Annotated in this window: 17 protein-coding genes, 3 tRNA genes, 3 rRNA genes and 1 riboswitch; of the genes, 4 read left to right on the forward strand and 19 right to left on the reverse strand. The window is 50.8% G+C overall.

The features are described from left to right. From yjfF to btuB, 12 genes are all read right to left on the reverse strand, one after another. Positions 1–963, reverse strand: a complete 963-nt coding sequence (gene yjfF / locus AACH44_RS19495; protein ID WP_261849830.1) for a galactofuranose ABC transporter, permease protein YjfF — start codon at positions 961–963, stop codon at positions 1–3. Then, the gene (gene ytfT, locus AACH44_RS19500) at positions 963–1,973 is read right to left on the reverse strand and encodes a galactofuranose ABC transporter, ATP-binding protein YtfT (protein WP_261849829.1); all 1,011 of its coding nucleotides are present in this window, start codon (positions 1,971–1,973) and stop codon (positions 963–965) included. Before ytfT ends, yjfF begins: the two co-directional genes overlap by 1 nt. After that, positions 1,960–3,480 carry a galactofuranose ABC transporter, ATP-binding protein YtfR gene (gene ytfR, locus AACH44_RS19505; RefSeq protein WP_261849828.1) on the reverse strand — a complete coding sequence of 507 codons (1,521 nt, stop codon included), beginning with the start codon at positions 3,478–3,480 and terminating at the stop codon, positions 1,960–1,962. Before ytfR ends, ytfT begins: the two co-directional genes overlap by 14 nt. Before the next feature lie 190 nt (positions 3,481–3,670). After that, positions 3,671–4,627 carry a galactofuranose ABC transporter, galactofuranose-binding protein YtfQ gene (gene ytfQ, locus AACH44_RS19510; protein WP_261849827.1) on the reverse strand — a complete coding sequence of 319 codons (957 nt, stop codon included), beginning with the start codon at positions 4,625–4,627 and terminating at the stop codon, positions 3,671–3,673. Between the two features lie 439 nt (positions 4,628–5,066). Beyond that, positions 5,067–5,142, reverse strand: a tRNA-Trp gene (locus tag AACH44_RS19515). A gap of 53 nt (positions 5,143–5,195) precedes the next feature. Continuing rightward, positions 5,196–5,272 (reverse strand) — tRNA-Asp (locus tag AACH44_RS19520). A gap of 52 nt (positions 5,273–5,324) precedes the next feature. Next, positions 5,325–5,440, reverse strand: a 5S ribosomal RNA gene (gene rrf, locus AACH44_RS19525). Between the two features lie 133 nt (positions 5,441–5,573). Further along, positions 5,574–8,481, reverse strand: a 23S ribosomal RNA gene (locus AACH44_RS19530). 233 nt (positions 8,482–8,714) lie between these two features. After that, positions 8,715–8,790 (reverse strand) — tRNA-Glu (locus tag AACH44_RS19535). Between the two features lie 140 nt (positions 8,791–8,930). Further along, positions 8,931–10,472 (reverse strand): 16S ribosomal RNA (locus AACH44_RS19540). The 16S, 23S and 5S rRNA genes sit together here with 3 tRNA genes alongside, the layout of an rRNA operon. Positions 10,473–10,848: 376 nt before the next feature. Continuing rightward, a complete protein-coding gene (murI, locus tag AACH44_RS19545) occupies positions 10,849–11,709 on the reverse strand; it encodes a glutamate racemase (protein WP_261849501.1) in 861 nt (286 codons plus the stop codon). Further along, a complete protein-coding gene (gene btuB / locus AACH44_RS19550) occupies positions 11,654–13,531 on the reverse strand; it encodes a TonB-dependent vitamin B12 receptor BtuB (protein WP_261849502.1) in 1,878 nt (625 codons plus the stop codon). The genes murI and btuB overlap by 56 nt, the downstream gene beginning before the upstream one ends. A 66-nt stretch (positions 13,532–13,597) precedes the next feature. Then, positions 13,598–13,828, reverse strand: a riboswitch (cobalamin riboswitch). A gap of 130 nt (positions 13,829–13,958) precedes the next feature. On the opposite strand from btuB, the gene trmA reads away from it, so the two are divergent. Beyond that, a complete protein-coding gene (gene trmA / locus AACH44_RS19555) occupies positions 13,959–15,062 on the forward strand; it encodes a tRNA (uridine(54)-C5)-methyltransferase TrmA (protein ID WP_261849503.1) in 1,104 nt (367 codons plus the stop codon). Positions 15,063–15,102: 40 nt separating this feature from the next. On the opposite strand, the gene AACH44_RS19560 is transcribed toward trmA, so the two are convergent. Both AACH44_RS19560 and fabR read right to left on the reverse strand, forming a co-directional pair. After that, on the reverse strand, positions 15,103–15,489 hold the full coding sequence (locus tag AACH44_RS19560; protein ID WP_261849504.1) for a YijD family membrane protein: 387 nt from the start codon (positions 15,487–15,489) through the stop codon (positions 15,103–15,105). A gap of 32 nt (positions 15,490–15,521) precedes the next feature. Beyond that, positions 15,522–16,151, reverse strand: coding sequence for an HTH-type transcriptional repressor FabR (fabR, locus tag AACH44_RS19565; RefSeq protein ID WP_010308157.1), 630 nt, complete (start codon positions 16,149–16,151; stop codon positions 15,522–15,524). A gap of 211 nt (positions 16,152–16,362) precedes the next feature. Between fabR and sthA the strand changes: the two genes are divergently transcribed. Then, the gene (gene sthA, locus AACH44_RS19570) at positions 16,363–17,769 is read left to right on the forward strand and encodes a Si-specific NAD(P)(+) transhydrogenase (RefSeq protein ID WP_261849505.1); all 1,407 of its coding nucleotides are present in this window, start codon (positions 16,363–16,365) and stop codon (positions 17,767–17,769) included. Here the strand turns inward: sthA and oxyR are convergent. From oxyR to metB, 4 genes are all read right to left on the reverse strand, one after another. After that, positions 17,761–18,669: a DNA-binding transcriptional regulator OxyR gene (gene oxyR / locus AACH44_RS19575; RefSeq protein ID WP_261849506.1), complete on the reverse strand. Its 909-nt coding sequence runs from the start codon at positions 18,667–18,669 to the stop codon at positions 17,761–17,763. The two genes, sthA and oxyR, sit on opposite strands and share 9 nt — an antisense overlap. A gap of 493 nt (positions 18,670–19,162) precedes the next feature. After that, positions 19,163–20,059, reverse strand: coding sequence for a methylenetetrahydrofolate reductase (gene metF, locus AACH44_RS19580; RefSeq protein ID WP_261849507.1), 897 nt, complete (start codon positions 20,057–20,059; stop codon positions 19,163–19,165). A 261-nt stretch (positions 20,060–20,320) separates the two neighbouring features. Next, a complete protein-coding gene (locus tag AACH44_RS19585; protein WP_261849508.1) occupies positions 20,321–22,756 on the reverse strand; it encodes a bifunctional aspartate kinase/homoserine dehydrogenase II in 2,436 nt (811 codons plus the stop codon). A gap of 2 nt (positions 22,757–22,758) precedes the next feature. Beyond that, positions 22,759–23,919 carry a cystathionine gamma-synthase gene (gene metB, locus AACH44_RS19590; protein ID WP_261849509.1) on the reverse strand — a complete coding sequence of 387 codons (1,161 nt, stop codon included), beginning with the start codon at positions 23,917–23,919 and terminating at the stop codon, positions 22,759–22,761. Between the two features lie 186 nt (positions 23,920–24,105). Here metB and metJ point away from each other — a divergent pair, with 186 nt between their 5' ends. Both metJ and AACH44_RS19600 read left to right on the forward strand, forming a co-directional pair. Next, the gene (gene metJ, locus AACH44_RS19595; RefSeq protein ID WP_005973355.1) at positions 24,106–24,423 is read left to right on the forward strand and encodes a met regulon transcriptional regulator MetJ; all 318 of its coding nucleotides are present in this window, start codon (positions 24,106–24,108) and stop codon (positions 24,421–24,423) included. 142 nt (positions 24,424–24,565) lie between these two features. Then, a complete protein-coding gene (locus tag AACH44_RS19600) occupies positions 24,566–24,919 on the forward strand; it encodes a type II toxin-antitoxin system HicB family antitoxin (protein ID WP_261849510.1) in 354 nt (117 codons plus the stop codon). Positions 24,920–25,018: 99 nt separating this feature from the next. Here the strand turns inward: AACH44_RS19600 and rpmE are convergent, their stop codons facing one another. Then, positions 25,019–25,234 (reverse strand): 50S ribosomal protein L31, encoded by a 216-nt coding sequence (gene rpmE, locus AACH44_RS19605; RefSeq protein ID WP_261849511.1) that lies wholly within the window; start codon positions 25,232–25,234, stop codon positions 25,019–25,021. Positions 25,235–25,344 lie beyond the last annotated feature (110 nt).

A 25,344-nucleotide genomic window follows, 5' to 3' on the forward strand; every position in this document is an offset into this window, starting at 1 on the left:
TTAAGCACGTCTGGCTAACCAGAATGTGCTTAACGCCTTCTGTAACCCAATGAAAGCAAACAGCAGGAAACCGATGACGATTTTTGTCCACCATGAGCTCAAAGTGCCGTCAAACGTGATATACGTCTGAATCAGGCCCTGAATCAATACGCCAAACAGAGTGCCCAATACGGTTCCGACACCGCCGGTCAGTAGCGTGCCGCCGATTACAACGGCAGCGATGGCGTCCAATTCCACACCGCTTGCCGCCAGGGCATAACCCGCGGAGGTGTAGAGCGAAAAAACAATGCCTGACAGCACCGCTAACGTACTGGAAAGCATGTAGATATGAATCGTCGTCCGTCTAACGGGCACCCCCATCAGCTCTGCAGAATAGCTATTACCGCCAATCGCATAAACACGGTTACCGAAACGGGTACGATGCGCCATCACCATTCCTACCAGCACCACGATCAGCATAACCAGCGCCAGAAAGGTAAAACGTCCTCCATCGGGCATGCGCCATGCTAAACCCGCCAGTTGGCTGTAGACCGGGTGCTCGATGGGAATCGATTCCTGTGAAACGATAAAGCTCATACCCCGGACAAAGAACATTCCGGCCAGCGTGATAATAAATGCAGGCAATTTCAGCGTATCGATAATCCATCCCATCAATCCGCCAAACATGGCGCCCATCACCAGCGCAATGGCGAACGCAAAGAAAGGATCAATACCATACGCACCGATCAATTTGGCCAGTAACACACCGGTAAACGCAATAACTGATCCTACAGAGAGATCGATCCCGCCAGACAGAATAACAAACGTCATCCCAACCGCCACGATCCCTAAAAAAGCGTTATCCGTCAGTAAATCAAAGAAAACTCGCGTCGAAGCAAAGCCGGGAAACTGGCTGAGACAGAATAAATAGCCCGCAATAAATACCAGAATCGTCATCAACAGGGGGAAGTGGCGTTTCAACATTATGTTTTCCTCCTAAACAGTTGATGCAGCGAAATGCGCGGAGATTGCATGACCAAAACCAGTAGAACGACAAGCGCCTTCAAAACCAGATTAAATTCCGGCCGATAGCCAGATAGCAGGATTCCGGTATTCATACTCTGAATAATCAAAGCGCCGACGACAGAGAGCAGTAAATTAAAGCGTCCTCCGAGTAGGGAGCCGCCCCCGATCACCACAGCCAGAATCGCATCTAATTCAAGCCAGAGGCCCGCGTTATTCGCATCCGCACCACGGATATCCGCCGTGACGATAACGCCTGCCACGGCGGCGCATACGCCGCAGATGACATAAGCCGCGACTAATACCAGCTTTGTACTCACACCAGCATTGCGAGCGGAGCGCAGATTAATACCGACGGATTCGATAAATAGCCCAAGCGCCGTTTTACGCGTCAGCGCCCACAGCGCTAATAACACCACGCAGGCAATCATCACTGGCATCGGTAGATAGAACAGAGTTCCACTACCCAGCTTAGCCAACCCTGCATTATCAAAGGTAATAATCTGGCCTTCAGTAATCAGTTGAGCAATACCTCGACCAGCGACCATCAGCATTAAGGTCGCCACAATCGGCTGAATCTGTAGCACTGCGACCAGAAAACCGTTCCATAGCCCACAGAGTGCGCCAACCAATAGCGCGGTCAGTAATACGGAAGGGAGTGGGTGACCAGCAGCCGTAAGCGTTGCGGCTGTCGCTCCTGCAATCGCCATGACGGCACCGACCGATAAATCGATGCCACCCGTTGCAATAACCAGCGTCATACCTAGTGCCAGCAGCGCAACGGGCGCTCCGCGGTTAAGAATGTCGATAAGGCTACCGAACAAGCGCCCGTCCTGAATGTGCAGGGAGAAGAAATTTGGCGCGACCATGCTGTCAATCAACAGGATAGCGACCAGTGCCAGAAGCTGTGGCACGCCCTTGGTAAACGTTAGGCGCACTTTTTTGGCAGGTTTGATGTTATTGTCTGTCATCAGACTCTCCCGTTTGTACTGCGATTGCCTGCATCACTGCGGCAACCGAGATCTCGCTATGTTCAAGATGCGCAACGTGTTGCCTGTCACGCAGCACAATAATGCGGTCGGCATAGCCGGTCAGTTCTTCCAGTTCGGAAGAGATCACCAATAGCGCCATCCCCTGTTCACACAGTTTTTCGATCAGGCGAATGATTTCGGCATGTGCACCAACGTCGATTCCTCGCGTTGGCTCATCCAAAATCAAAAAACGCGGTTCTGTGGCCAGCCAGCGCGATAACAGGACTTTTTGCTGATTCCCTCCCGATAGATACTGAATTTCCTGCTCAGTACTGGGTGTCCGAATCCCCAATAGGCTGATAAACTTTTCAGCGATACGGGTTTGCTCGCGCAAAGAAATGGGCTTCAGCCAGCCGCGCTGTGCCTGAAGTGCCAGAATGATGTTCTCTCGCACCGTTGCTGCACCAACGATGCCATCAGTTTTACGATCCTCTGGGCAATAGCCAAAACCCAGCCTTCCTGCTGCACGCGGCGTGCGAATGTTGATTCGTTTGCCATCAACCCACGCTTCACCAGCGTCAGGCACGGTGATGCCAAATATCAATTGTGCCGTTTCTGTCCTGCCGGACCCTAATAAACCGGCCAGACCAACGATTTCTCCCGGGCGCACGGAAAGATCGAAGTCATTAATCGAACCACGCCGGCCATAGTGTTTAAATTGCACAATGGGTTCACCAGAGACATCACTATGCTCACCCCGCTTCAATAATGTTTCATCAAAACTGTGTCCCAACATCATTTGGACTAATTCAATACGTGGTAATTCTGCGGCAGGTAATGTTCCAACTAGCCGTCCATTACGCAAAACGGTAATTCTGTCGCTAATGCGGTAAACCTGATCCAGAAAATGCGTGACAAATATCATGCCAATTCCGCGCTCACGCAATTTCCTTAATATATCCAGCAGCATATCGACTTCTTTTGCATCAAGGCTTGCGGTGGGTTCATCAAGAATTAAAACTTTAGCGGAAAGATCGATAGCTCTGGCAATAGCGATAATTTGCTGAACTGCAATGGAGTAATTACCAAGCGGGTGGCTAACATCAATCATCAGCCCGTAATTCAATAATATCGCTTCGGCCTGGCGCAGTATTTTATGTTGGTCAACAATGCCCCAGCGGGTGGGTTCGCGGCCAATAAATAAATTTGCCGCAACGGACAGATTAGGTAATAGATTGACCTCCTGATAGACGGTGCCGATCCCCAATGACTGGGCGTGCGCAGTATTAACAGGATTAATCGCAATACCATCGAGAATAATGTCACCCGATGAGCGATGGTAAACGCCAGTCAATGCCTTAATTAACGTTGACTTCCCTGCACCATTCTCCCCCAATAAAGCGACTATCTCGCCACGATTAAGCGTGAAGTCCACCAGATCTAATGCTTTCACCCCTGGAAACTCAACGCTCATACTCCGAATATCTAACAACCGTGTCGTTTCCATCAGCATCACCTATACGACAACTTGACAAGGCTACGTCACACCTGAGCAATATGATGGTAAATAGGCTAACAATATTCACTGTTCCTTTGTCTAAAAGAGCAGAAAACAGAGTAAACCTACTTTTCCATTTTCATATTTCCGCCAAGTATTTAGCAGAATTTATATAAATGATGAATTCATATTATAAATATCAATAACCAAGATCTTTTTTGGTTTCATATTCCTGTTTTGCCGTGTCAGGCAGTAATAAACGTGATTCGGTTTGAATGAATTTTTCAGGCTGTTTCCCATCCTTCTTCATCGCTAATAAAGCATCAAAAGCAGGCCCGGCCATATTAGGCGTTAATTCAACGGTGGCATTAGCTTCGCCATTCATCATGGCTTTGAAAATATCAGGGACACCATCAATAGAGACTACTTTTATCTGTGAGCCAGGTTTTAGACCTGCTTCTTTAATTGCCTGAATAGCACCTATAGCCATGTCATCATTATGTGCATAAACCGCACAGATATTCTTTCCGTTCTGCTCAGCTTTAATGAAGCTTTCCATAACCTCTTTACCCTTGCTGCGAGTAAAATCTCCCGATTGTGAACGGATAATTTTTATCTGTGGGTCTGAAGCTATACCTTCAGCAAACCCTTTCTTGCGGTTTATCGCTACGCTAGCCCCAACGGTTCCCTGTAACTCGACGACATTACAAGGTTTACCTGCGGCCTCTTTAACAAGCCACTCCCCTGCCACTTTTCCTTCATAGACACTGTCAGAGGCAATAGCAGCGGTGTACAGCGATGGGTCACTGACTTCAATCGTTCTATCAAGTAGGAAAACTGGGATTTTTGCTTCTTTAGCTTCTTGTAAGACTGGAGCCCAGCCCGTCGCTACGACCGGCGCGATAAATATGGCATCTACGCCCTGAGCAATGAATGACCGCACTGCCTTGATCTGATTTTCTTGTTTCTGCTGAGCATCAGCAATCTTCAGCGTGATTCCACGTTTATCGGCTTCCTGCTTTGACACTTTAGTCTCCGCAGAGCGCCATCCTGATTCTGAACCAATCTGGGAAAAACCAACAGTTAAGGGTTTTGCCTGTACGGCACCGCATAACGCCGTGCTTACAGCAACAGCTACCAGTAAACGTCTGTACATACTTAAACTCCTTCTGTGTAGCCTTACAGCTACGTAGTCAGATTTCAGGTACAGCATAGCGCAGCAAATTTATGCTATAGCGCTACCGATGTGATGTTGGCAGAAATCACTCACAAGTGAATGTAACCTGAAGGAGTGCTTTGAAAACGATTTACTCTTCGCTCAGGTTGTAGATAGTTTTAGTTCAAATATCGAACAAGGTTGATGAGCAAGTTCACAACCTGGTATTACGGTGATTTTGTGCATATTTACAGCTAAATTAGCACGTTCTATCAGAAGTACATTAATGGGTTTTATCTGTTAAATAACAATGTATTAGATTAATGAGATGTATGGAGGTGATTAATAATTAGGAAATCAGGGAGCGGGATACAAGACAGGATCGAGCATAAAGTACAGATCAAAAAAAACCCTTCACGATAGTGTGAAGGGTTTTATCTGGCAGGGGCGGAGAGACTCGAACTCGCGACACCCGGTTTTGGAGACCGGTGCTCTACCAACTGAGCTACGCCCCTAAATTTCTCTTAACATTATGCCTGCTAAAATTAGCAGGCATAATTTTAATAAGTGGCGGAACGGACGGGGCTCGAACCCGCGACCCCCTGCGTGACAGGCAGGTATTCTAACCAACTGAACTACCGCTCCACCGAATTTCTCTACAACCACCAGATTGCTCCGGCTTACTGCTTAATTTGATGCCTGGCAGTTCCCTACTCTCACATGGGGAGACCCCACACTACCATCGGCGCTACGGCGTTTCACTGCTGAGTTCGGCATGGGGTCAGGTGGGACCACCGCGCTATCGCCGCCAGGCAAATTCTGTTTCATTCCAACCGTTATGCTTCGCTCTCGCTCTCGCACAACCATCAGAACCAATACTAAAACAAGCTAAATATCAAAACATGTCTCTATGAGTCATCATCACTCAAAACACCTTCGGTGTTGTAAGGTTAAGCCTCTCGGGTCATTAGTACTGGTTAGCTCAACGTATCGCTACGCTTACACACCCAGCCTATCTACGTCGTCGTCTTCAACGGCCCTTCAGGGGCATCAAGTGCCCAGGGAAGACTCATCTCGAGGCAAGTTTCCCGCTTAGATGCTTTCAGCGGTTATCTCTTCCGCACTTAGCTACCGGGCAATGCAATTGGCATCACAACCCGTACACCAGTGGTGCGTTCACTCCGGTCCTCTCGTACTAGGAGCAACCCCTCTCAATCTTCCAACGCCCACGGCAGATAGGGACCGAACTGTCTCACGACGTTCTAAACCCAGCTCGCGTACCACTTTAAATGGCGAACAGCCATACCCTTGGGACCTACTTCAGCCCCAGGATGTGATGAGCCGACATCGAGGTGCCAAACACCGCCGTCGATATGAACTCTTGGGCGGTATCAGCCTGTTATCCCCGGAGTACCTTTTATCCGTTGAGCGATGGCCCTTCCATTCAGAACCACCGGATCACTAAGACCTGCTTTCGCACCTGCTCGAGCTGTCACTCTCGCAGTCAAGCTAGCTTATGCCTTTGCACTAACCTCCTGATGTCCGACCAGGATTAGCTAACCTTCGTGCTCCTCCGTTACGCTTTGGGAGGAGACCGCCCCAGTCAAACTACCCACCAGACACTGTCCGCAACCCCGATTAGGGGCCCACGTTAGAACATCAAACATTAAAGGGTGGTATTTCAAGGTCGGCTCCATGCAGACTGGCGTCCACACTTCAAAGCCTCCCACCTATCCTACACATCAAGGCTCAAGGTTCAGTGTCAAGCTATAGTAAAGGTTCACGGGGTCTTTCCGTCTTGCCGCGGGTACACTGCATCTTCACAGCGAGTTCAATTTCACTGAGTCTCGGGTGGAGACAGCCTGGCCATCATTACGCCATTCGTGCAGGTCGGAACTTACCCGACAAGGAATTTCGCTACCTTAGGACCGTTATAGTTACGGCCGCCGTTTACCGGGGCTTCGATCAAGAGCTTCGCCTTGCGGCTGACCCCATCAATTAACCTTCCGGCACCGGGCAGGCGTCACACCGTATACGTCCACTTTCGTGTTTGCACAGTGCTGTGTTTTTATTAAACAGTTGCAGCCAGCTGGTATCTGCGACTGGCTTCAGCTCCGTCCGCAAGGGACTTCACCTACGCGCCAGCGTGCCTTCTCCCGAAGTTACGGCACCATTTTGCCTAGTTCCTTCACCCGAGTTCTCTCAAGCGCCTGAGTATTCTCTACCTGACCACCTGTGTCGGTTTGGGGTACGATTTGATGTTACCTGGAGCTTAGAGGCTTTTCCTGGAAGCGTAGCATTGGTTACTTCATCACCGTAGTGACTCGTCATCACGCCTCAGTGTTAACGATGACCCGGATTTACCTAAGTCACCCACCTTCACGCTTAAACCGGGACAACCGTCGCCCGGATAACCTAGCTTTCTCCGTCCCCCCTTCGCAGTAACACCCAGTACAGGAATATTAACCTGTTTCCCATCGACTACGCTTTTCAGCCTCGCCTTAGGGGTCGACTCACCCTGCCCCGATTAACGTTGGACAGGAACCCTTGGTCTTCCGGCGTGCGGGTTTTTCACCCGCATTATCGTTACTTATGTCAGCATTCGCACTTCTGATACCTCCAGCAACCCTCACAGGTCACCTTCGACGGCTTACAGAACGCTCCCCTACCCAACAACACCTAAGTGTCGCTGCCGCAGCTTCGGTGCATGGTTTAGCCCCGTTACATCTTCCGCGCAGGCCGACTCGACCAGTGAGCTATTACGCTTTCTTTAAATGATGGCTGCTTCTAAGCCAACATCCTGGCTGTCTGTGCCTTCCCACATCGTTTCCCACTTAACCATGACTTTGGGACCTTAGCTGGCGGTCTGGGTTGTTTCCCTCTTCACGACGAACGTTAGCACCCGCCGTGTGTCTCCCGTGATAACATTCTTCGGTATTCGTAGTTTGCATCGGGTTGGTAAGTCGGGATGACCCCCTAGCCGAAACAGTGCTCTACCCCCGAAGATGAGTTCACGAGGCGCTACCTAAATAGCTTTCGGGGAGAACCAGCTATCTCCCGGTTTGATTGGCCTTTCACCCCCAGCCACAAGTCATCCGCTAATTTTTCAACATTAGTCGGTTCGGTCCTCCAGTTAGTGTTACCCAACCTTCAACCTGCCCATGGCTAGATCACCGGGTTTCGGGTCTATACCCTGCAACTTAACGCCCAGTTAAGACTCGGTTTCCCTGCGGCTCCCCTATTCGGTTAACCTTGCTACAGAATATAAGTCGCTGACCCATTATACAAAAGGTACGCAGTCACCTAACAAGTAGGCTCCCACTGCTTGTACGTACACGGTTTCAGGTTCTATTTCACTCCCCTCGCCGGGGTTCTTTTCGCCTTTCCCTCACGGTACTGGTTCACTATCGGTCAGTCAGGAGTATTTAGCCTTGGAGGATGGTCCCCCCATATTCAGACAGGATGTCACGTGTCCCGCCCTACTCATCGAACTCACAACTTGTGCATTTTTGTGTACGGGACTATCACCCTTTACTGTGCGACTTTCCAGACGCTTCCACTAACACACAAACTGATTCTGGTTCTGGGCTCCTCCCCGTTCGCTCGCCGCTACTGGGGGAATCTCGGTTGATTTCTTTTCCTCGGGGTACTGAGATGTTTCAGTTCCCCCGGTTCGCCTCATTAACCTATGTATTCAGTTAATGATAGTGTGTCGAAACACACTGGGTTTCCCCATTCGGGTATCGTCGGGTATTACGCTTCATATCAGCTTACCGACGCTTATCGCAGATTAGCACGCCCTTCATCGCCTCTGACTGCCTAGGCATCCACCGTGTACGCTTAGTCGCTTAACCTCACAACCCGAAGGTGTCTTTGAGTAATCAAAGTCACGTATCGCGCTGCGATTATTTGAGAGACTCATTGACAGACTGATTCACCATTGACACCCGCAGGTATCAATGTTCATTCAGCTGTCATGTTTCAATTTTCAGCTTGTTCCAGATTGTTAAAGAGCAATATCGTAAACATGACTCCGAAGAATCATCTTTAAGATATTCATGATAATGTCTTTCACTCATTATCGGATTGGCGTCCCCAAGGGGATTCGAACCCCTGTTACAGCCGTGAAAGGGCAGTGTCCTAGGCCTCTAGACGATGGGGACACGAAAAATCCGTACCGGATCATAAACCCGGCACTCTCGCGTCAGCATGAGTTTACACTCATCGCATCAACAGGTGCGCTTGCTCAGTATTTTCATCAGACAATCTGTGTGAGCACTTCACTCAACGCACATCTTTTTGGTAAGGAGGTGATCCAACCGCAGGTTCCCCTACGGTTACCTTGTTACGACTTCACCCCAGTCATGAATCACAAAGTGGTAAGCGCCCTCCCGAAGGTTAAGCTACCTACTTCTTTTGCAACCCACTCCCATGGTGTGACGGGCGGTGTGTACAAGGCCCGGGAACGTATTCACCGTAGCATTCTGATCTACGATTACTAGCGATTCCGACTTCATGGAGTCGAGTTGCAGACTCCAATCCGGACTACGACGTACTTTATGAGGTCCGCTTGCTCTCGCGAGGTCGCTTCTCTTTGTATACGCCATTGTAGCACGTGTGTAGCCCTACTCGTAAGGGCCATGATGACTTGACGTCATCCCCACCTTCCTCCGGTTTATCACCGGCAGTCTCCTTTGAGTTCCCGACCGAATCGCTGGCAACAAAGGATAAGGGTTGCGCTCGTTGCGGGACTTAACCCAACATTTCACAACACGAGCTGACGACAGCCATGCAGCACCTGTCTCACAGTTCCCTAAGGCACCAAAGCATCTCTGCTAAGTTCTGTGGATGTCAAGAGTAGGTAAGGTTCTTCGCGTTGCATCGAATTAAACCACATGCTCCACCGCTTGTGCGGGCCCCCGTCAATTCATTTGAGTTTTAACCTTGCGGCCGTACTCCCCAGGCGGTCGATTTAACGCGTTAGCTCCGGAAGCCACGCCTCAAGGGCACAACCTCCAAATCGACATCGTTTACAGCGTGGACTACCAGGGTATCTAATCCTGTTTGCTCCCCACGCTTTCGCACCTGAGCGTCAGTCTTTGTCCAGGGGGCCGCCTTCGCCACCGGTATTCCTCCAGATCTCTACGCATTTCACCGCTACACCTGGAATTCTACCCCCCTCTACAAGACTCTAGCCTGTCAGTTTTGAATGCAGTTCCCAGGTTAAGCCCGGGGATTTCACATCCAACTTAACAGACCGCCTGCGTGCGCTTTACGCCCAGTCATTCCGATTAACGCTTGCACCCTCCGTATTACCGCGGCTGCTGGCACGGAGTTAGCCGGTGCTTCTTCTGCGGGTAACGTCAATCGGTAAGGTTATTAACCTTACCGCCTTCCTCCTCGCTGAAAGTGCTTTACAACCCGAAGGCCTTCTTCACACACGCGGCATGGCTGCATCAGGCTTGCGCCCATTGTGCAATATTCCCCACTGCTGCCTCCCGTAGGAGTCTGGACCGTGTCTCAGTTCCAGTGTGGCTGGTCATCCTCTCAGACCAGCTAGGGATCGTCGCCTAGGTGAGCCATTACCTCACCTACCAGCTAATCCCATCTGGGCACATCCGATGGCAAGAGGCCCGAAGGTCCCCCTCTTTGGTCCGAAGACGTTATGCGGTATTAGCTACCGTTTCCAGTAGTTATCCCCCTCCATCAGGCAGTTTCCCAGACATTACTCACCCGTCCGCCGCTCGTCACCCAGAGAGCAAGCTCCCCTGTGCTACCGCTCGACTTGCATGTGTTAGGCCTGCCGCCAGCGTTCAATCTGAGCCATGATCAAACTCTTCAATTTAAGATTTGTTTGATTTGCTGAACTCGTCAGCGATGCTCAAAGAATTAAAACTGTTTATTCGTAATGAATTTACTGTTGTTCACTCTTCAAGACTTTTTATATCGTTAAGATACGGTCTTGTGAGTGCCCACACAGATTGTCTGATTATATTGTTAAAGAGCAGTGCCACTTCATCGGTGGCGCGGGCTGCATATACTATGCTTTTCCGCTGTGAAGTCAAGTCATTACTGACCGCCTTCGTTGAATCTTTTTTCCTGACACCGCAATCGCGTGTCGCTGTTGCCGTGTCAGTGGAGGCGGATTATAGGGACTTCTCGCTCGCTGACAAGTGCTAAATGCAAAAAAGTTATCACTTGTCTACTATTTGCCCACAAGGCTATGAAAGTGGCAGTTTTTCCAGCGAATCGAAGCCATAACGCTGCAATATTGGCCACAGCGTAGCGACTTTAGGCGTAATCGTCAGGCAGTAAACCAGATTCTTATCTGTCGAAAATGGGGGATTATCCAGATTAGCAATCAGCCATGCTGTTCTTTTAGCTATAGCAGCGCCAGAATCCACAAGACGCGTACCATCTGGCAAGGCCATTTTCAGTTCTTCTGCTAATAATGGAAAATGCGTACACCCAAGCACGACTGTATCTGGCGGTTCCGGTAAACGCAGCCAAGGGCGCAGAATTTTTTGCAATTCAGAAATAGAGATCGTCTCACCCTGCAATTTCGATTCTGCTAACTCGACCAGTTCTGACGATCCCAATGACAAAATCTGGCAATCCGTCGCAAAACGGGCAATCAGTTCGTGCGTATAGGGGCGTTGAACCGTTGCGCGAGTCGCCAATAGGCCAACAACACCGTTGCGTGTCAGCTTAGCCGCCGGTTTAACCGCTGGGACGACGCCCACGACAGGAAAAGTAAAGCGCTCACGTAGCGCAGGAAGGGAAATCGTACTCGCCGTATTGCAGGCAATCACAACTAATGCAAGCTGATGGCGTTGTTGAACTGCGTTAACAATCTCAACCACGCGCTCGATAATAAACTGCTGTGATTTCTCACCATAGGGAAACGCTTCGTTATCGAATGCGTATATATAGTGAAGATCCGGCAGAAGCTGCCGGATCTCATCATAAACAGACAGCCCGCCTACGCCGGAATCGAAGACCAGAATCGTAGGACGGGATGGCAGGTTAGAAGGTATAGCTTCCTGTGAGATAGTATTCTCGCCCTGCCGTGCGGTAGCCATATGCCGTCTCATAATCTTTATCAAACAGGTTGGCGATTCTACCACGAACTGTCAGATGAGAGGTGATCGGATATGAGGCTGCGAGATCCCACAGACTTACACCGCCTAACTTCACAGTCTGGAAAGTGTTGTAATCCGTGTCATAACGCTGGCCTAGATACTGGTAAGTCACCGACCAATCAATATTAGCTACATCCCAATCCAACTGGTACTTGACCTGCTGTTTAGCGCGACGCAATAACACTTTATTAGTCTGGCTATTACGCGGATCGAGATAATCAAAAGAAACCTTATGAGACAAAGGACCAGTATCGAAAGATGCCGTTGCTTCGGCACCTTTGATTCGTGCTTTTTGGATGTTGCTATAGCGATTTGTTGGATCAAAGTTGATGAGGTTGTCAATATCATTGCGATAGCCAGACAGCCTCCAATTAACCGGGCCTGTCAAACCTTCGAAACCACCTTCCCACTGCTTACTTTCTTCTGGCTTAAGATTGAGGTTACCGTACTTTTCGCTGTAGACCTGATTCAGGTTCGGTGCTTTATAAGCAGTACCATAAGAGGCAAAAATACTGTACCCCTCAATAAACTCCCACGCAGCACTCGATTGCCAAGTGTTATGCCAGCCAAAAACATTATTGTCATCGCCTCTAACAGCACTTTCTAGCGTCACACTGCTTATTTTTTGTTGGGCAGTGGCGTAGATACCGACGTTACGCTGCTCATGCCCAGCAACCACGTAATTTGTACCCGGCTGTGATGTCTGTTTTTGCCAGTCCACACCCGCACTGGCACTCCCTGCGCCAACGGCAAGCGTATTACCCCATTGCAGATTATATTGCTTTACATTGTCCAACGTTGATGCGGGGCTATAACGTCCCTTATCAGGATCAAAATTTAGATCCTTGGTATGGCTATAACTGGCGACTAATTGGCTCGAATAAATATCTCGGTTAAATTGCAGTCCTGTATCCCACGTTTGACTATAAAGCTGTCGAATACTCGGTGTACCTAATACAGCCCAGGTCGTGTTATCAAGAGCGTCATAGCCATCATAATTGGTTCTATTATCAAAACCATAGCCACGTAGAAAACCGCTAAACTCATCATTGAACTGCTGTTTCACCGCACCATAAATGGATTTGCTCATGAATCCATCACGATCTGGCTGACGCGGCGCATCAGCAGCGGCGATGTCAAACCCTTTAGTGTAGGCGTAGTTACCCGCTAACGTGATCGTTGTACCGCTATCTAAAGTCTGTTGAGTTGCCAGATCATAGGCTTGGTAACCTTTTGAACCAACACCCGCAGCCAATGTAGTGCCATTTTTCTCTCTGGTGGTAATAATGTTTACCACGCCACCAATAGCATCAGAGCCATAGACCGCAGAACGTGCACCACGGATATATTCAACCTTTTGTACCAAAGAAAGAGGGATTTGGCTGAGGTCAGAAGAGCCGCTAATACCGGCTTGATTCAAACGAATGCCGTCCATCAAAATAAGAACATGCCTGCTCTCAGATCCTCTGATACGTAATGTACTCTGTTGTCCCAATCCACCACTCTGCTCAATATCCACACCCGGCAAACGCCGCATAACATCAGTTAGGCTTTTCGCCTGCCAGCGGTCGATCTCTTCTCTTGTCACTACAGTCGTGGGCGCCAGCACCGAAGAAACCGGCTGTGCGAAACGGTTTGCGGTTACCACTATGTCATCGGTATTTTTTTCCGATGACGAATTTGGAGATGAACTGTTTTCCTGTGCCCAGCCAGAAAATGCCGTGACGGAAAGCGCCGTCAGCAGCGAAACTTTTTTAATCATTGTTAAAGCATCCGAGAAATAATAAGGATGCCGCAGGCTCTGTTAATAGCACGCGATATGCAGAACCAATTGCGACGTATTCCGGCAGGTCTTCGGGCTTGGATGCCGTTGTGACCACAAACCGTCAACGACGGTAGGGGGTACAACGAAAGCGATGACTTCCCATCTATAAAAGACAGTGTCTGCATAATAATAATGCTATCGCCGGGGCATTCCTTACCGCTGCGCGTCAGCTCCAGATTTACACTGGATTCCCTTTTGACTTGTGATACAAGGCCGGACGCTCATCCTACAATTGCGAATTGTGGAAGTCTAGACTTCTATATCACTACAGGATAATAACGTAACAAAACTGGACTTCCTGGGTGGATTCCCTACAATTCCCGGCCAATAACACCCTTTTAGACGCTGTTCAGACGAGAAAACCATGACGCCAGAAATCCTGCCCATCGAACAATACAACGACCAGCTTGCAGAGAAAACCGAGCGTCTGCGTGGAATGATGGCACCTTTCAATGCACCGGAGCCTGTCGTCTTCCGTTCTCCCGTCAGCCACTATCGGATGCGTGCCGAATTCCGTATCTGGCACGAGGGTGACGAGCTTTATCACATCATGTTTGACCAGCAAACCAAACAGCGTATTCGGGTCGATCGCTTTCCGGCAGCTAGCGAACTAATCAATCACCTGATGCCGGAACTGCTTGCCGCCATTCAGCCTGACTCCGTACTGCGCCGTAAACTGTTCCAGATAGACTATCTGTCGACAATGAGCGGCGAAGTGATCGTTTCGCTGCTGTATCACCGTGCACTGGATGAGGAATGGCAGGAACATGCCCGCGCACTGCGTGATAGCCTGACGGCGCAAGGGTTTAACCTACAGTTGATTGGTCGCGCGACGAAAACCAAAATCTGCCTCGATCGCGATTATGTCGATGAATGTCTGCCGGTTGCCGGTCGGGATATGATTTACCGGCAGGTGGAAAACAGCTTCACGCAGCCGAATGCCGCGATAAATATTCAGATGCTGGAATGGGCAGTGGATGCAACTGCGGGATCAACAGGGGATTTGCTGGAACTGTATTGTGGTAACGGTAATTTTTCACTCGCGCTGGCAAGAAATTTCGAACGCGTACTGGCAACCGAAATCGCCAAGCCATCCGTCGCGGCAGCACAATATAATATCGCCGCGAATCAGATAGAGAACGTGCAGATCATCCGCATGGCGGCAGAAGAATTTACGCAGGCCATGCAGGGCGTGCGTCAGTTTAACCGTTTACAAGGTATCGATCTGACAAGCTACCAGTGCGAGACCATTTTTGTTGACCCGCCGCGCAGCGGGCTGGATGACGAAACGGTGAAACTGGTGCAGGCTTATCCGCGCATTCTTTATGTTTCCTGTAACCCGGAAACATTGAGTCGCAACCTGCAAACGCTATCGGAAACCCACGACATTCGCCGTCTGGCGCTGTTCGATCAATTCCCTTACACCCATCATATGGAGTGTGGCGTACTGTTGGAAAAACGTCAGTAACGCACACAAACTGGCGGGCCACCCCGCCAGCATGCAACCGCTATAGTGTTTCGCTCTCTTCTGCTGCTACGGGTTCCGTCGCTTTTCTGCGACGCAGTTTCAGGCCAATCCAGAAAACCAATGCCACGCACAGGATCGAGGGAATAAAGTTCGATCCAATGGCGGGATATTCAACGCGCACAATGGCGCTGTAAATCAATAAACCCAGCAGAAAACTGGCCGCCACCAGTATCGGAATGCCTTCCGGCATACTGTGGTGCAAATAACGTTCATGCAGGCAGTAGATCGACAATACCAGCGCAATCAGAGGAAAAATCGAGAACGGAACAATACTGCTGAACAAGGCGGCGAATGCGCCGTTGACGGATAAGCCCGCAATCAGCGCCAGAACCAGTGTACCTTTTTCTTGGTGAGGTTTTTCTGTCATGGTTTCTCCCTTCTCATGTTGGTATAGAGGATTTATGGCACGGTAAAGCTGCTGTCGTGTTCTTTTCTGTACCAGTAATAAGCGCCTTTGGCGATCATCCGCAATTGCAGCACCAGCCGCTCTTCCAGCTGTTTACGCTGTTCCAGAGAAACATCCAACGCTTCCGCCCCTGCGCTGAAAACAATGGTCACCATCGCTTCCGACTGCGCTTCTGCGAAGCTGCGGGGAATATGGTTTTCCACCTCAAGATAATCCGCCAGTTCAGCGATAAAATGCTGAATTTCCCGCGCGACCGCCGCACGGAAAGCCGCCGATGTCCCTGAACGCTCACGCAGCAAGAGCCGGAAGGCATTAGGATTATTACCGATAAATTCCATAAAGGTGGAAACCGACGTCCTGATCACGCTACCCGTTTTGGCAATACGTTGCCGAGCCTGCCGCATTAGCTGGCGCAGCATTAATCCGCTTTCATCAACCATTGTCAGCCCCAGCTCATCCACGTCTCGAAAATGACGATAGAAGGACGTCGGCGCGATACCCGCTTCGCGGGCAACCTCACGCAAACTCAAGCTGGCAAAGCTACGCTCAGCGCTTAACTGGCTAAATGCGGCTTCAATAAGGGAACGACGAGTCCGTTCTTTTTGTTGTGCTCTGACACCCATTATGCTGCCCAAATGATCTCTCCCCTTTCCAGAGGGTCACTATAGCAAAATTTATTGTCCGCAGAATGAGACAAAGTTTGCCATATTAAGAATGTGAAAATCTGTTTCCATAGTAAAGGCAGGGATGATTGGGTTCTGCCGCCGTCGATGCTACAATCGCACGATGTTAAGGCCACGTTATTATTTTGTATAAAAACAGGTTTAACCTACCATGACTCTAGAACATCAATTCGATTATGATGCCATCGTTATTGGTTCCGGTCCCGGCGGTGAAGGTGCAGCAATGGGATTGGCCAAGCACGGCGCCAAAATTGCGGTGATTGAACGTCACTACAATGTCGGCGGCGGCTGTACCCACTGGGGTACGATTCCTTCCAAAGCCCTCCGCCACGCCGTCAGCCGTATTATCGAGTTCAATCAAAACCCCCTCTACAGTGACAACTCCCGTATTATTCGCTCCTCATTTTCCGACATCCTGCGCCACGCCGACAGCGTCATTGGTCAGCAAACCCGTATGCGGCAAGGGTTTTATGAGCGTAATCAGTGCGAATTGTTTTCCGGTGAAGCCAGCTTCATCGATGCACACACGATTGCCGTTCACTACCCAGACAATACCCATGAGACGCTGACCGCCGCGAATATCATTATCGCGACCGGTTCACGTCCATATCATCCGGCAGACGTCGATTTCGACCACCCACGCATTTACGATAGCGACTCTATACTGCAACTCGACCACGAACCCCAGCACGTCATCATCTATGGTGCAGGCGTTATCGGCTGCGAATACGCCTCTATCTTTCGCGGCCTGAGCGTTAAGGTCGATCTAATCAACACCCGCGATAGGTTGTTGGCTTTTCTCGATCAGGAAATGTCAGATGCCTTGTCCTACCACTTTTGGAACAACGGCGTGGTGATTCGCCACAACGAAGAATTCGAGAGTATTGAAGGGCTGTCTGATGGCGTTATCGTCAACCTGAAATCCGGCAAAAAGATGAAGGCAGACTGCCTGCTCTATGCCAACGGACGCACAGGAAACACGGAAACGCTGGGGCTGGAAAATATCGGCCTGAGCACCGACAGTCGCGGTCAACTCAAGGTCAACAGCATGTACCAGACCGCGCTGGCGCATATTTATGCTATCGGTGATGTTATCGGCTACCCCAGCCTGGCATCCGCCGCTTACGATCAGGGTCGGCTCGCCGCGCAGGCGATCATCAAAGGCGATGCTAGCGCACATCTGATCGAAGATATCCCCACTGGTATTTATACCATCCCGGAAATCAGCTCCGTAGGGAAAACCGAGCAAGAACTCACCGCGATGAAAGTGCCTTATGAAGTCGGGCGCGCGCAGTTTAAACATCTGGCACGGGCGCAGATTGTCGGAATGAACGTGGGGAGTTTGAAGATTCTGTTTCACCGTGAGACAAAACAGATTCTGGGTATTCACTGCTTTGGTGAGCGCGCCGCTGAGATTATCCACATCGGTCAGGCCATCATGGAACAGAAAGGTGAAGGTAATACTATCGAATATTTCGTTAATACCACCTTCAACTATCCAACCATGGCAGAAGCGTACCGCGTAGCGGCGCTGAACGGACTTAACCGCTTATTTTGACAGGGTTTCCATATAACCCTGCATGTGCTCGCGGATGGTATCAGCAAGCTGCTCATAGCGTCCGCGCAGCGGTGAACCGGGGCGGTACACCAGCGCGATAGTGCGCTTAGGCTCTGGTTTATAGCACGGTAAATAGCAGACGCCATCGCGCTCGCGCTCGTGCGGTACTGATAGCGCTGGCAACAACGTAATCCCACTTCCGGCTGCGACCATGTTGCGCAGTGTCTCTAGGCTGGTCGCCCGGAAATGCGTATCTTCATCTGCTCCGGCCTGAAAACAGAATCCCATCGCCTGGTCGCGCAGACAGTGACCGTCTTCCAGCATCAGCAGCTTTTCACCCGCCAGATCAGACATTGCCACACGTTCGCGGTTTGCCCAAGGGTGATCCTGATAAATCGCTAGCTTCATCGGCTCGTCAAACAGAGGAACTTCGATAAAGGCTTCAGACTCTTTCACCATCGCCAGAATGGCACAGTCCAGTTTGCCGCTGTCCAATTGCGCGAGCAGTTGATGGGTTTGCGCTTCGTGCAGATACATTTCGAGTTTGGGGAAGGTGCGATGCAGCATCGGAATAATTTGCGGCAGCAGATAAGGCCCCACAGTAGGGATCAAGCCAATATGCAACGGCCCCGACATGGTTTCGCCCTGCTGACTCGCCATCTCTTTTAATACCTTGACCTCGCGTAATACCGTTCGCGCCTGCTCGACCAACAGCAGCCCGGCTTGCGTAAACAAGACCTTGCGGCTGGTCCGCTCCAACAGCATCACGCCTAGCTCATCTTCCAGTTTGCGAATTTGTCCACTGAGTGTTGGCTGACTCACATGGCAAGAATCTGCCGCACGCCGAAAGTGACGATGTTCTGCCAGCGCGACAAGATACTCTAAGTCCCGAATATTCATTATTATTCTCCTTATCATGATAGCTAACAGCGATAGATAGGATATCAACGAACGACAATCCCTATCAACATCCAAAAATGAATAATATATCCCACCGAAACGTGTTTGCTAATTGCAGCCACCTGCCACGCTATAACGAGCAGGCTAATATATTCAAGTGATTTGACGATGACAGCATTTTGTGTTCTTCGGTCAAACCAAGAAGCGTGATGGAGACCAGAAAATACAATGCATAGGTTGGGCGATTAGCAATACAAATAGGCACAAAGCGACAGAGGGAGCATATGGGGGTTGGTAAGATTGATACAGTCAAAGGAGCAAGAAAAAAATTATTCAGTCCGTTACGGTACGTCGAAGCATACGAATAGGAATCTCATCCCTGAGACTCCTCCCTTTTCAGGCTCCCACAAGCCATAGATTCAGCTATTCCAATACCTAAATCTATCGCAACGGCGTGGCAGCCTTTTTTCTTCCTGAAACCTTGCGCGCGACCTTAGCGTGCCACTTCTGGGCGCACACCCAGCGTGTGGCAAATCGCGTAGCTCAACTCAGCGCGATTCAACGTATAGAAGTGGAAATCTTTTACCCCTTCGCGGCTCAGGATTTTCACCATGTCCATCGCAATAGAGGCACCAACCATTTTGCGGGTTTCCGGGTCGTTATCCAGACCGTCAAACACGCTTGTCATCCAGTTCGGCACGCGCACATTTGTCATCGTGGCGAATTTTTGCAACTGCTTGAAGTTTGATACTGGTAAAATCCCCGGCACGATCTCTACATCGATGCCTGTAGCCACGCAGCGGTCACGGAACCGCAAATAGCTTTCTACGTCGAAAAAGAACTGTGTGATAGCGCGATTCGCACCCGCATCAATTTTATGCTTGAGGTTAATCAGGTCAGCCTGCGCGCTTTTGGCTTCAGGATGCACTTCAGGATAGGCAGCAACCGAGATATCGAAATCGCCAACCTCTTTCAGCAGGGAAACCAAATCGGCCGCATACATGTCCGGTTTGCCGCCTTCAGGAGGCAAATCGCCGCGCAGCGCGACAATATGACGGATACCACTCTCCCAGTAATCTTGCGCGATTTCACGCAGCTGTTCACGCGAAGCGTCGATACAGGTCAGGTGGGGTGCTGCTTCCAAACCAGTACGCTCTTTAATCGTTTTGATAATGCTGTGAGTACGGTCACGCTCGCCGGAATTCGCCCCGTAGGTCACAGAAACAAACTTGGGCTTCAGGCTGCTCAGTCGATCAATCGAGTTCCACAGAGTTTCTTCCATGTCGCTGGTACGTGGCGGGAAAAATTCGAATGACACATTAATTCGTCCCTGCAATTCCGCCAGACTTTGATTCAGCGCTTCCCGCTGGTTTGCGTGAAAAAAGCTCATACCTGCTACCCCGTTGACCGTGACTGTTATTATCATTCGCTACACGTCTATACGTTTAGACGTCTATATAGAAAATGACGTAATCCGCTTAAAGAGTCAACGTTTTTCAGCTCGGCAGGAGGTGATGATTACTCACGCTAAATGAAAAAATTTCATGATAAGAGGTGTGTGAAAACGTGAGGAGCAATATGTCGCTTGCGGATTGGCTGCCTCCCCAATACGCGGAGGCGGCCAATAATGATGTCGTGATTACAGCAGGTTCTACAACAACTGCGCTAAACGACTGAGGTCAGATTGAAGCGCACCAGCGGTGACATCGCGCCCTGCACCTGGCCCACGGATAACCAACGGGTTATCCCGATACCAACGGCTTTCAATCGCAAACACGTTATCACCCGGCAATAGCGAGGCCAGCGGATGATCGGGGCGAACCGCTTCAACGCCCACACGTGCTTTGCCGTTGCTGTCGAAGCGTGCGACATGACGCAGAACTAAGCCCATTTCCTGTGCCGCTTCCAGACGTTGCAGCATCTGTTCGTTCAGCGAATCACCGTTCTCGAAGAAGTAATCGACTGATCCCTGTTCACAGCCCGGCGGCACTAGCGACTCAACCCGCACCTGACTCGGTTCGATATCATATCCCGCCTCACGTGCCAGAATCACCAGCTTGCGCATAACGTCCTGACCAGACAGGTCAACGCGCGGATCGGGTTCGGTCAGCCCCTGCTGGCACGCCTGATCGACCAGATCGGTGAACGGTACGGTGCCGTCGAACTGCAAAAACAACCAGGAGAGCGTACCGGAGAAAATCCCGCTGATCGCCAGAATACTGTCGCCACTTTCCCGCAGATCGCGTACCGCAAAGTTGACCGGCAACCCTGCGCCGACGGTCGCGTTATACAGCCAGTGGCGATCCGTTTTCGCGAACGCATCACGGATTTGGCGATAGTTATTGCCGCCGGAGGCACCCGCCAGTTTGTTGGCACTGATGACATGGAAGCCGTAGCTGGCGAAATCCAGATACAGATCGGCGACCGACTCACTGGCGGTGACATCCAGCACCACCAAATCATCAAAGGGATGTGCACGCATCCACAGAAACAGATCTTCGCCATCCCGCTCTTGCGCTTCACTTTCGAAGAAGGCCAATGCGCGGCTGGCATCCAACCCATCATAGTTCAATAGGCTGCGCGTACTGTCCACCACGCCAGCCAGTACAAACTCAAAACCGGTACGGGCAGACAGGTTGCTCTGCTCACGCGCAAACAGCTCCAGCCAGCGTGAACCTATATTTCCCTTGCCGAACAGCACCAGACCGATACGCTTTTCCGCCCGGAACAACGAATGGTGCAGCCCACGAATTAAATGCTCCGTCGGACCAACACGCAGCACAGCAACCAGGCTGATGCCATCATCGGCCTGACGGATAAATTCAATCGGCTGATCTTTCAACTGCTGGTAGAAACGGTGGCTATGCAGTGGATTTTTACCCACGCCCGCACCGACCATCGCCACCATCGCCAACCCATCACGCTGGCTGAGTTCCACTGGCAGGTTGGCTTGTGCCAGCAACTGTAATGCGCTTTCCACCACTTCAGAGGTATAGCACAGTTGCAACAGGCTACGATCCTGATGAGCGCCGATTGCCAGCGGTTTCAACTGCGCACGGTTCAGAAGTTGTTCGACTTCTTTTTGCAACAGAGCGAAATCGTGTTCAGAAGGAACCTGAACTTCAATCAGGCATACATCGTCGTGGCTGGTGACAATTTTGGCACCCGTACCCGAGGCCAACACGCGTTCGATGCGCGTCGACCCTTGTTCAGGCTGATAGCTGCAACGCAGTTGCAAGTCGATATCGCTACCAGAAACAGGCTGTAAGGTACGCGTATGCAGCACCGGCGCAGCCAGACGTGCCAGTTCGCTGGCTTCATCCAACCGCAGCAGCGGCAGCAGGCAGGCATCTTTCACTTTGCGTGGGTCAGCGCTATACACCCCGGCGACGTCGCTCCAAATGGTTACACGTTCAACCCCGGCCAGCGCACCGATTTGTGTCGCAGAGTAGTCACTTCCGTTACGTCCCAGCAGTACCGTCTCACCCGCGTCATTACGGCAGATAAAACCGGTTACCACTAAACGCTGCCCGGCATGTTGCGCCAGATATTGCTGCAACAGCGGCCAGGAACGACCTTCATCAACCTGCGGCTGCGCGGCACGTTCCGCGCAGAGAAAATCACGCGCATCCAGCCAGGCTGCATTCATATCGCGGTGATTCAGCAACGCCGACATCAAACGAGCTGACCAGATTTCACCGTGCCCAACCACTTCGGCGTAGACGGCATCCGTCATCTTGCCATCCAGCAGCGCAGCCAAACGCTCCAGATCGCGAATAAACCGGGCTGTCAGCGTCTCTGCCTCTTGCGCAGGTAGAAGTCCGGCAATCAGTTCACTGTGATAGCGGCGTAATGCCTGCTGAACCTGATGCGCCGACAGACGGTCGCTCTGGCTCAGTTTCAACCAGCTAATCAGCTGGTTGGTGGTACTGCCTGCGGCAGACACCACCATCAAATCACCGGGGTGGCTATATTCCGCCATAATACCGGCTACGCGCAGGTAACACTTCACATCGGCCAGACTGCTACCGCCAAACTTATGCAGTTGTCGGCCTGTTACCGATGGCGCTACTCCTAATGCACTCATTCTTACCTCTTGGCTGCGGCTTGAAACGCACGATCCAGATCGGCAACCAGATCATCGCCGTCTTCAATACCGGTAGAAATACGCAGTAATGTTTCAGAGATACCCGCGGCGGCACGCGCCTCCGGTGCCATACCCGCATGCGTCATCGTTGCCGCATGCGAGATAAGGCTTTCCACCCCGCCCAGCGATTCGGCCAGCGTAAACAGCTCCAGCGATGCCAGAAAACGCCGCAGGGTGTCTTCATCTCCATCCAGCTCAAAACTTAGCATAGCGCCAAAGCCAGATTGTTGACGGCGGGCAATATCATGGCCGGGATTGTTCGGCAGTGAAGGATGGTACAACGCCTTCACGAGCGGCTGCGTCTGTAAGAATTCAACCACTTGTTGCGCATTACGCTGCGCGGCCGCCATACGCGGCGATAAAGTACGCAGGCCACGGAGCAGCAGATAGCTGTCAAACGCCGCGCCCGTGACGCCAATGTTGTTCGCCCACCAGGCCAGTTCAGTGATGGTATCGGAATCTTTGGCGATCACCGCACCTGCGACCACATCAGAGTGGCCATTCAGGTACTTGGTACACGAATGCACCACCAGATCGGCGCCCAGCTCCAGCGGTTTCTGCAATGCTGGGCTCAGGAAGGTGTTATCCACCACGCTGACGGCGCCCGCGTCCCGCGCCGCCTGGCAAATCGCGGCAATATCCACAACGCGCAGTAGCGGATTGCTCGGGCTTTCCACCAGCACCAATTTCGGCTTTTCTGCCAACGCCGCGTTGAGCGCATCAGTATCACTTTGATCGACAAATTTAACGCGAAACGCACCGCGCTTGCTCAGGCTGTCAAACAGACGATAGCTGCCGCCGTAGCAATCATGCGGTGCCACCAGCAGATCGCCGGGACGCAGGAACACCGTGCAAACCAGCATAATCGCCGACATCCCGCTGCTCGTCATTACCGCCCCCGCGCCACCTTCGAGTTCGGCGAGCGCACGCTGTACCACATCACGCGTGGGGTTACCGCGGCGCGAATAGTCATGTGCGCGTGGCTGGTTGAATCCGGTAAAGTTATACGTGCTGGAAAGGTGAATGGGGGGGACAACGCAGCCATACTGTTCATCATCATTTAACCCACTGCGGACTGCGATCGTTGCCTGTTTACGCGTCATCGGCTCTTTTCCTGGCTGGAGACTGAAAAATAGGAACTTAAGAGTAAACGCAGTTTTAATGGACGTCAACACATCTAGACATCTAAACTTCTTTGCGTATAGATTGAGCATAAGCATAATAACCGCTAGAATTGTGGCATTTCATGACAGATGCTGTCTTCATTAGATTAATTTTTAAGGTATCCCATGGCTGAGTGGAACGGCGAGTATGTCAGCCCTTACGCTGAACACGGTAAAAAAAGCGAACAGGTCAAGAAGATAACAGTATCTATCCCGCTGAAAGTATTAAAGATACTGACCGACGAACGCACACGTCGCCAGGTGAATAACCTGCGCCACGCCACCAACAGCGAGCTATTGTGCGAAGCATTTCTGCATGCGTTCACAGGTCAGCCTTTACCGAATGATGAAGACCTGCGTAAAGAGCGCAGCGATGAAATTCCTGAAGCAGCGAAAATCATCATGCGTGAAATGGGCATCGACCCAGATACGTGGGAGTACTGATCGCTCGCGGCAACTAATCTGTCTAACAAAACCCCCGCTGGTGGGTTTTGTTAGACAGATACCCTCTCTTTTATTAACCCCCTTCTCTTCTTTCCATCATCTCCTCCCTCTCACATTGTGAATCAGGGTTATTACCGCAGGATTGGGCGGCGTCTTCGTTCTGGGGCTGCGGGAAACAAGCAGGAATATGATCATCGCAAATGCTAAAGAGGCGATTACCGGACATATCGAACTGCTGGTCGAAATGGGCCAGGATATTCCCAGCGTGTCGTCAGTCGGCCAACTGGCAAAAAACGCCGAATACGCTGGATACACGTGGGCAGTTGTTGATATCGATGTGACGCGTTTAATGGGCGGGTCAGAAAAAATTAATGTCACGCTGCCTAAGTCGCTGATTGACCATATTGATCGTTGCATCGCGAGTAACCCAGAATTTAAAAGTCGCTCGGGTTTTCTCGCACAGGTAGCATTAGGGCGAATTTCGTCTTCCCGATGAACAATTTCTTGATGAAAAATGCTGACCCGCCAGAAACAACAAAGGCACCTGTCGGTGCCTTTGCAGAAAGTTACTATGCCAATAATTGGTCAGTAGAACTTATTTTTTAGCGCCTGGAACGGAGAAACGCTTGTTGAAGCGGTCAACACGGCCACCGCTTGCAACATCACGTTGTTTGCCGGTGTAGAACGGGTGGCATTCGCCACAGACGTCCAGGTTCAGGTCACGACCCACAGTAGAATGGGTTTTGATCACATTACCGCAAGAGCAAGTTACGGTAATTTCAGAATAATTCGGGTGAATACCTTTTTTCATGGGGAAACCTCTGTTAAGGCCGTGTCGCTATCCAGCCCTGTTCCGCCAGACACCACACGAAAGTTGAGTAAGTAAGTTCATTATGCGAACAACACAAGCGTTTGCGCGAA

The organism is Pectobacterium araliae (assembly GCF_037076465.1).
Lineage (GTDB): Bacteria > Pseudomonadota > Gammaproteobacteria > Enterobacterales > Enterobacteriaceae > Pectobacterium > Pectobacterium araliae.

Coding starts and splice junctions, on each gene's coding strand:
- metJ (WP_005973355.1), top strand. CDS start 24,106: ATGGCTGAGTGGAACGGCGAGTATGTCAGCCCTTACGCTGAACACGGT.
- AACH44_RS19585 (WP_261849508.1), bottom strand. CDS start 22,756: ATGAGTGCATTAGGAGTAGCGCCATCGGTAACAGGCCGACAACTGCAT.
- metF (WP_261849507.1), bottom strand. CDS start 20,059: ATGAGCTTTTTTCACGCAAACCAGCGGGAAGCGCTGAATCAAAGTCTG.
- murI (WP_261849501.1), bottom strand. CDS start 11,709: ATGGCTACCGCACGGCAGGGCGAGAATACTATCTCACAGGAAGCTATA.
- btuB (WP_261849502.1), bottom strand. CDS start 13,531: ATGATTAAAAAAGTTTCGCTGCTGACGGCGCTTTCCGTCACGGCATTT.
- ytfQ (WP_261849827.1), bottom strand. CDS start 4,627: ATGTACAGACGTTTACTGGTAGCTGTTGCTGTAAGCACGGCGTTATGC.
- ytfR (WP_261849828.1), bottom strand. CDS start 3,480: ATGGAAACGACACGGTTGTTAGATATTCGGAGTATGAGCGTTGAGTTT.
- fabR (WP_010308157.1), bottom strand. CDS start 16,151: ATGGGTGTCAGAGCACAACAAAAAGAACGGACTCGTCGTTCCCTTATT.
- oxyR (WP_261849506.1), bottom strand. CDS start 18,669: ATGAATATTCGGGACTTAGAGTATCTTGTCGCGCTGGCAGAACATCGT.
- metB (WP_261849509.1), bottom strand. CDS start 23,919: ATGACGCGTAAACAGGCAACGATCGCAGTCCGCAGTGGGTTAAATGAT.
- trmA (WP_261849503.1), top strand. CDS start 13,959: ATGACGCCAGAAATCCTGCCCATCGAACAATACAACGACCAGCTTGCA.
- rpmE (WP_261849511.1), bottom strand. CDS start 25,234: ATGAAAAAAGGTATTCACCCGAATTATTCTGAAATTACCGTAACTTGC.
- sthA (WP_261849505.1), top strand. CDS start 16,363: ATGACTCTAGAACATCAATTCGATTATGATGCCATCGTTATTGGTTCC.
- yjfF (WP_261849830.1), bottom strand. CDS start 963: ATGTTGAAACGCCACTTCCCCCTGTTGATGACGATTCTGGTATTTATT.
- ytfT (WP_261849829.1), bottom strand. CDS start 1,973: ATGACAGACAATAACATCAAACCTGCCAAAAAAGTGCGCCTAACGTTT.
- AACH44_RS19560 (WP_261849504.1), bottom strand. CDS start 15,489: ATGACAGAAAAACCTCACCAAGAAAAAGGTACACTGGTTCTGGCGCTG.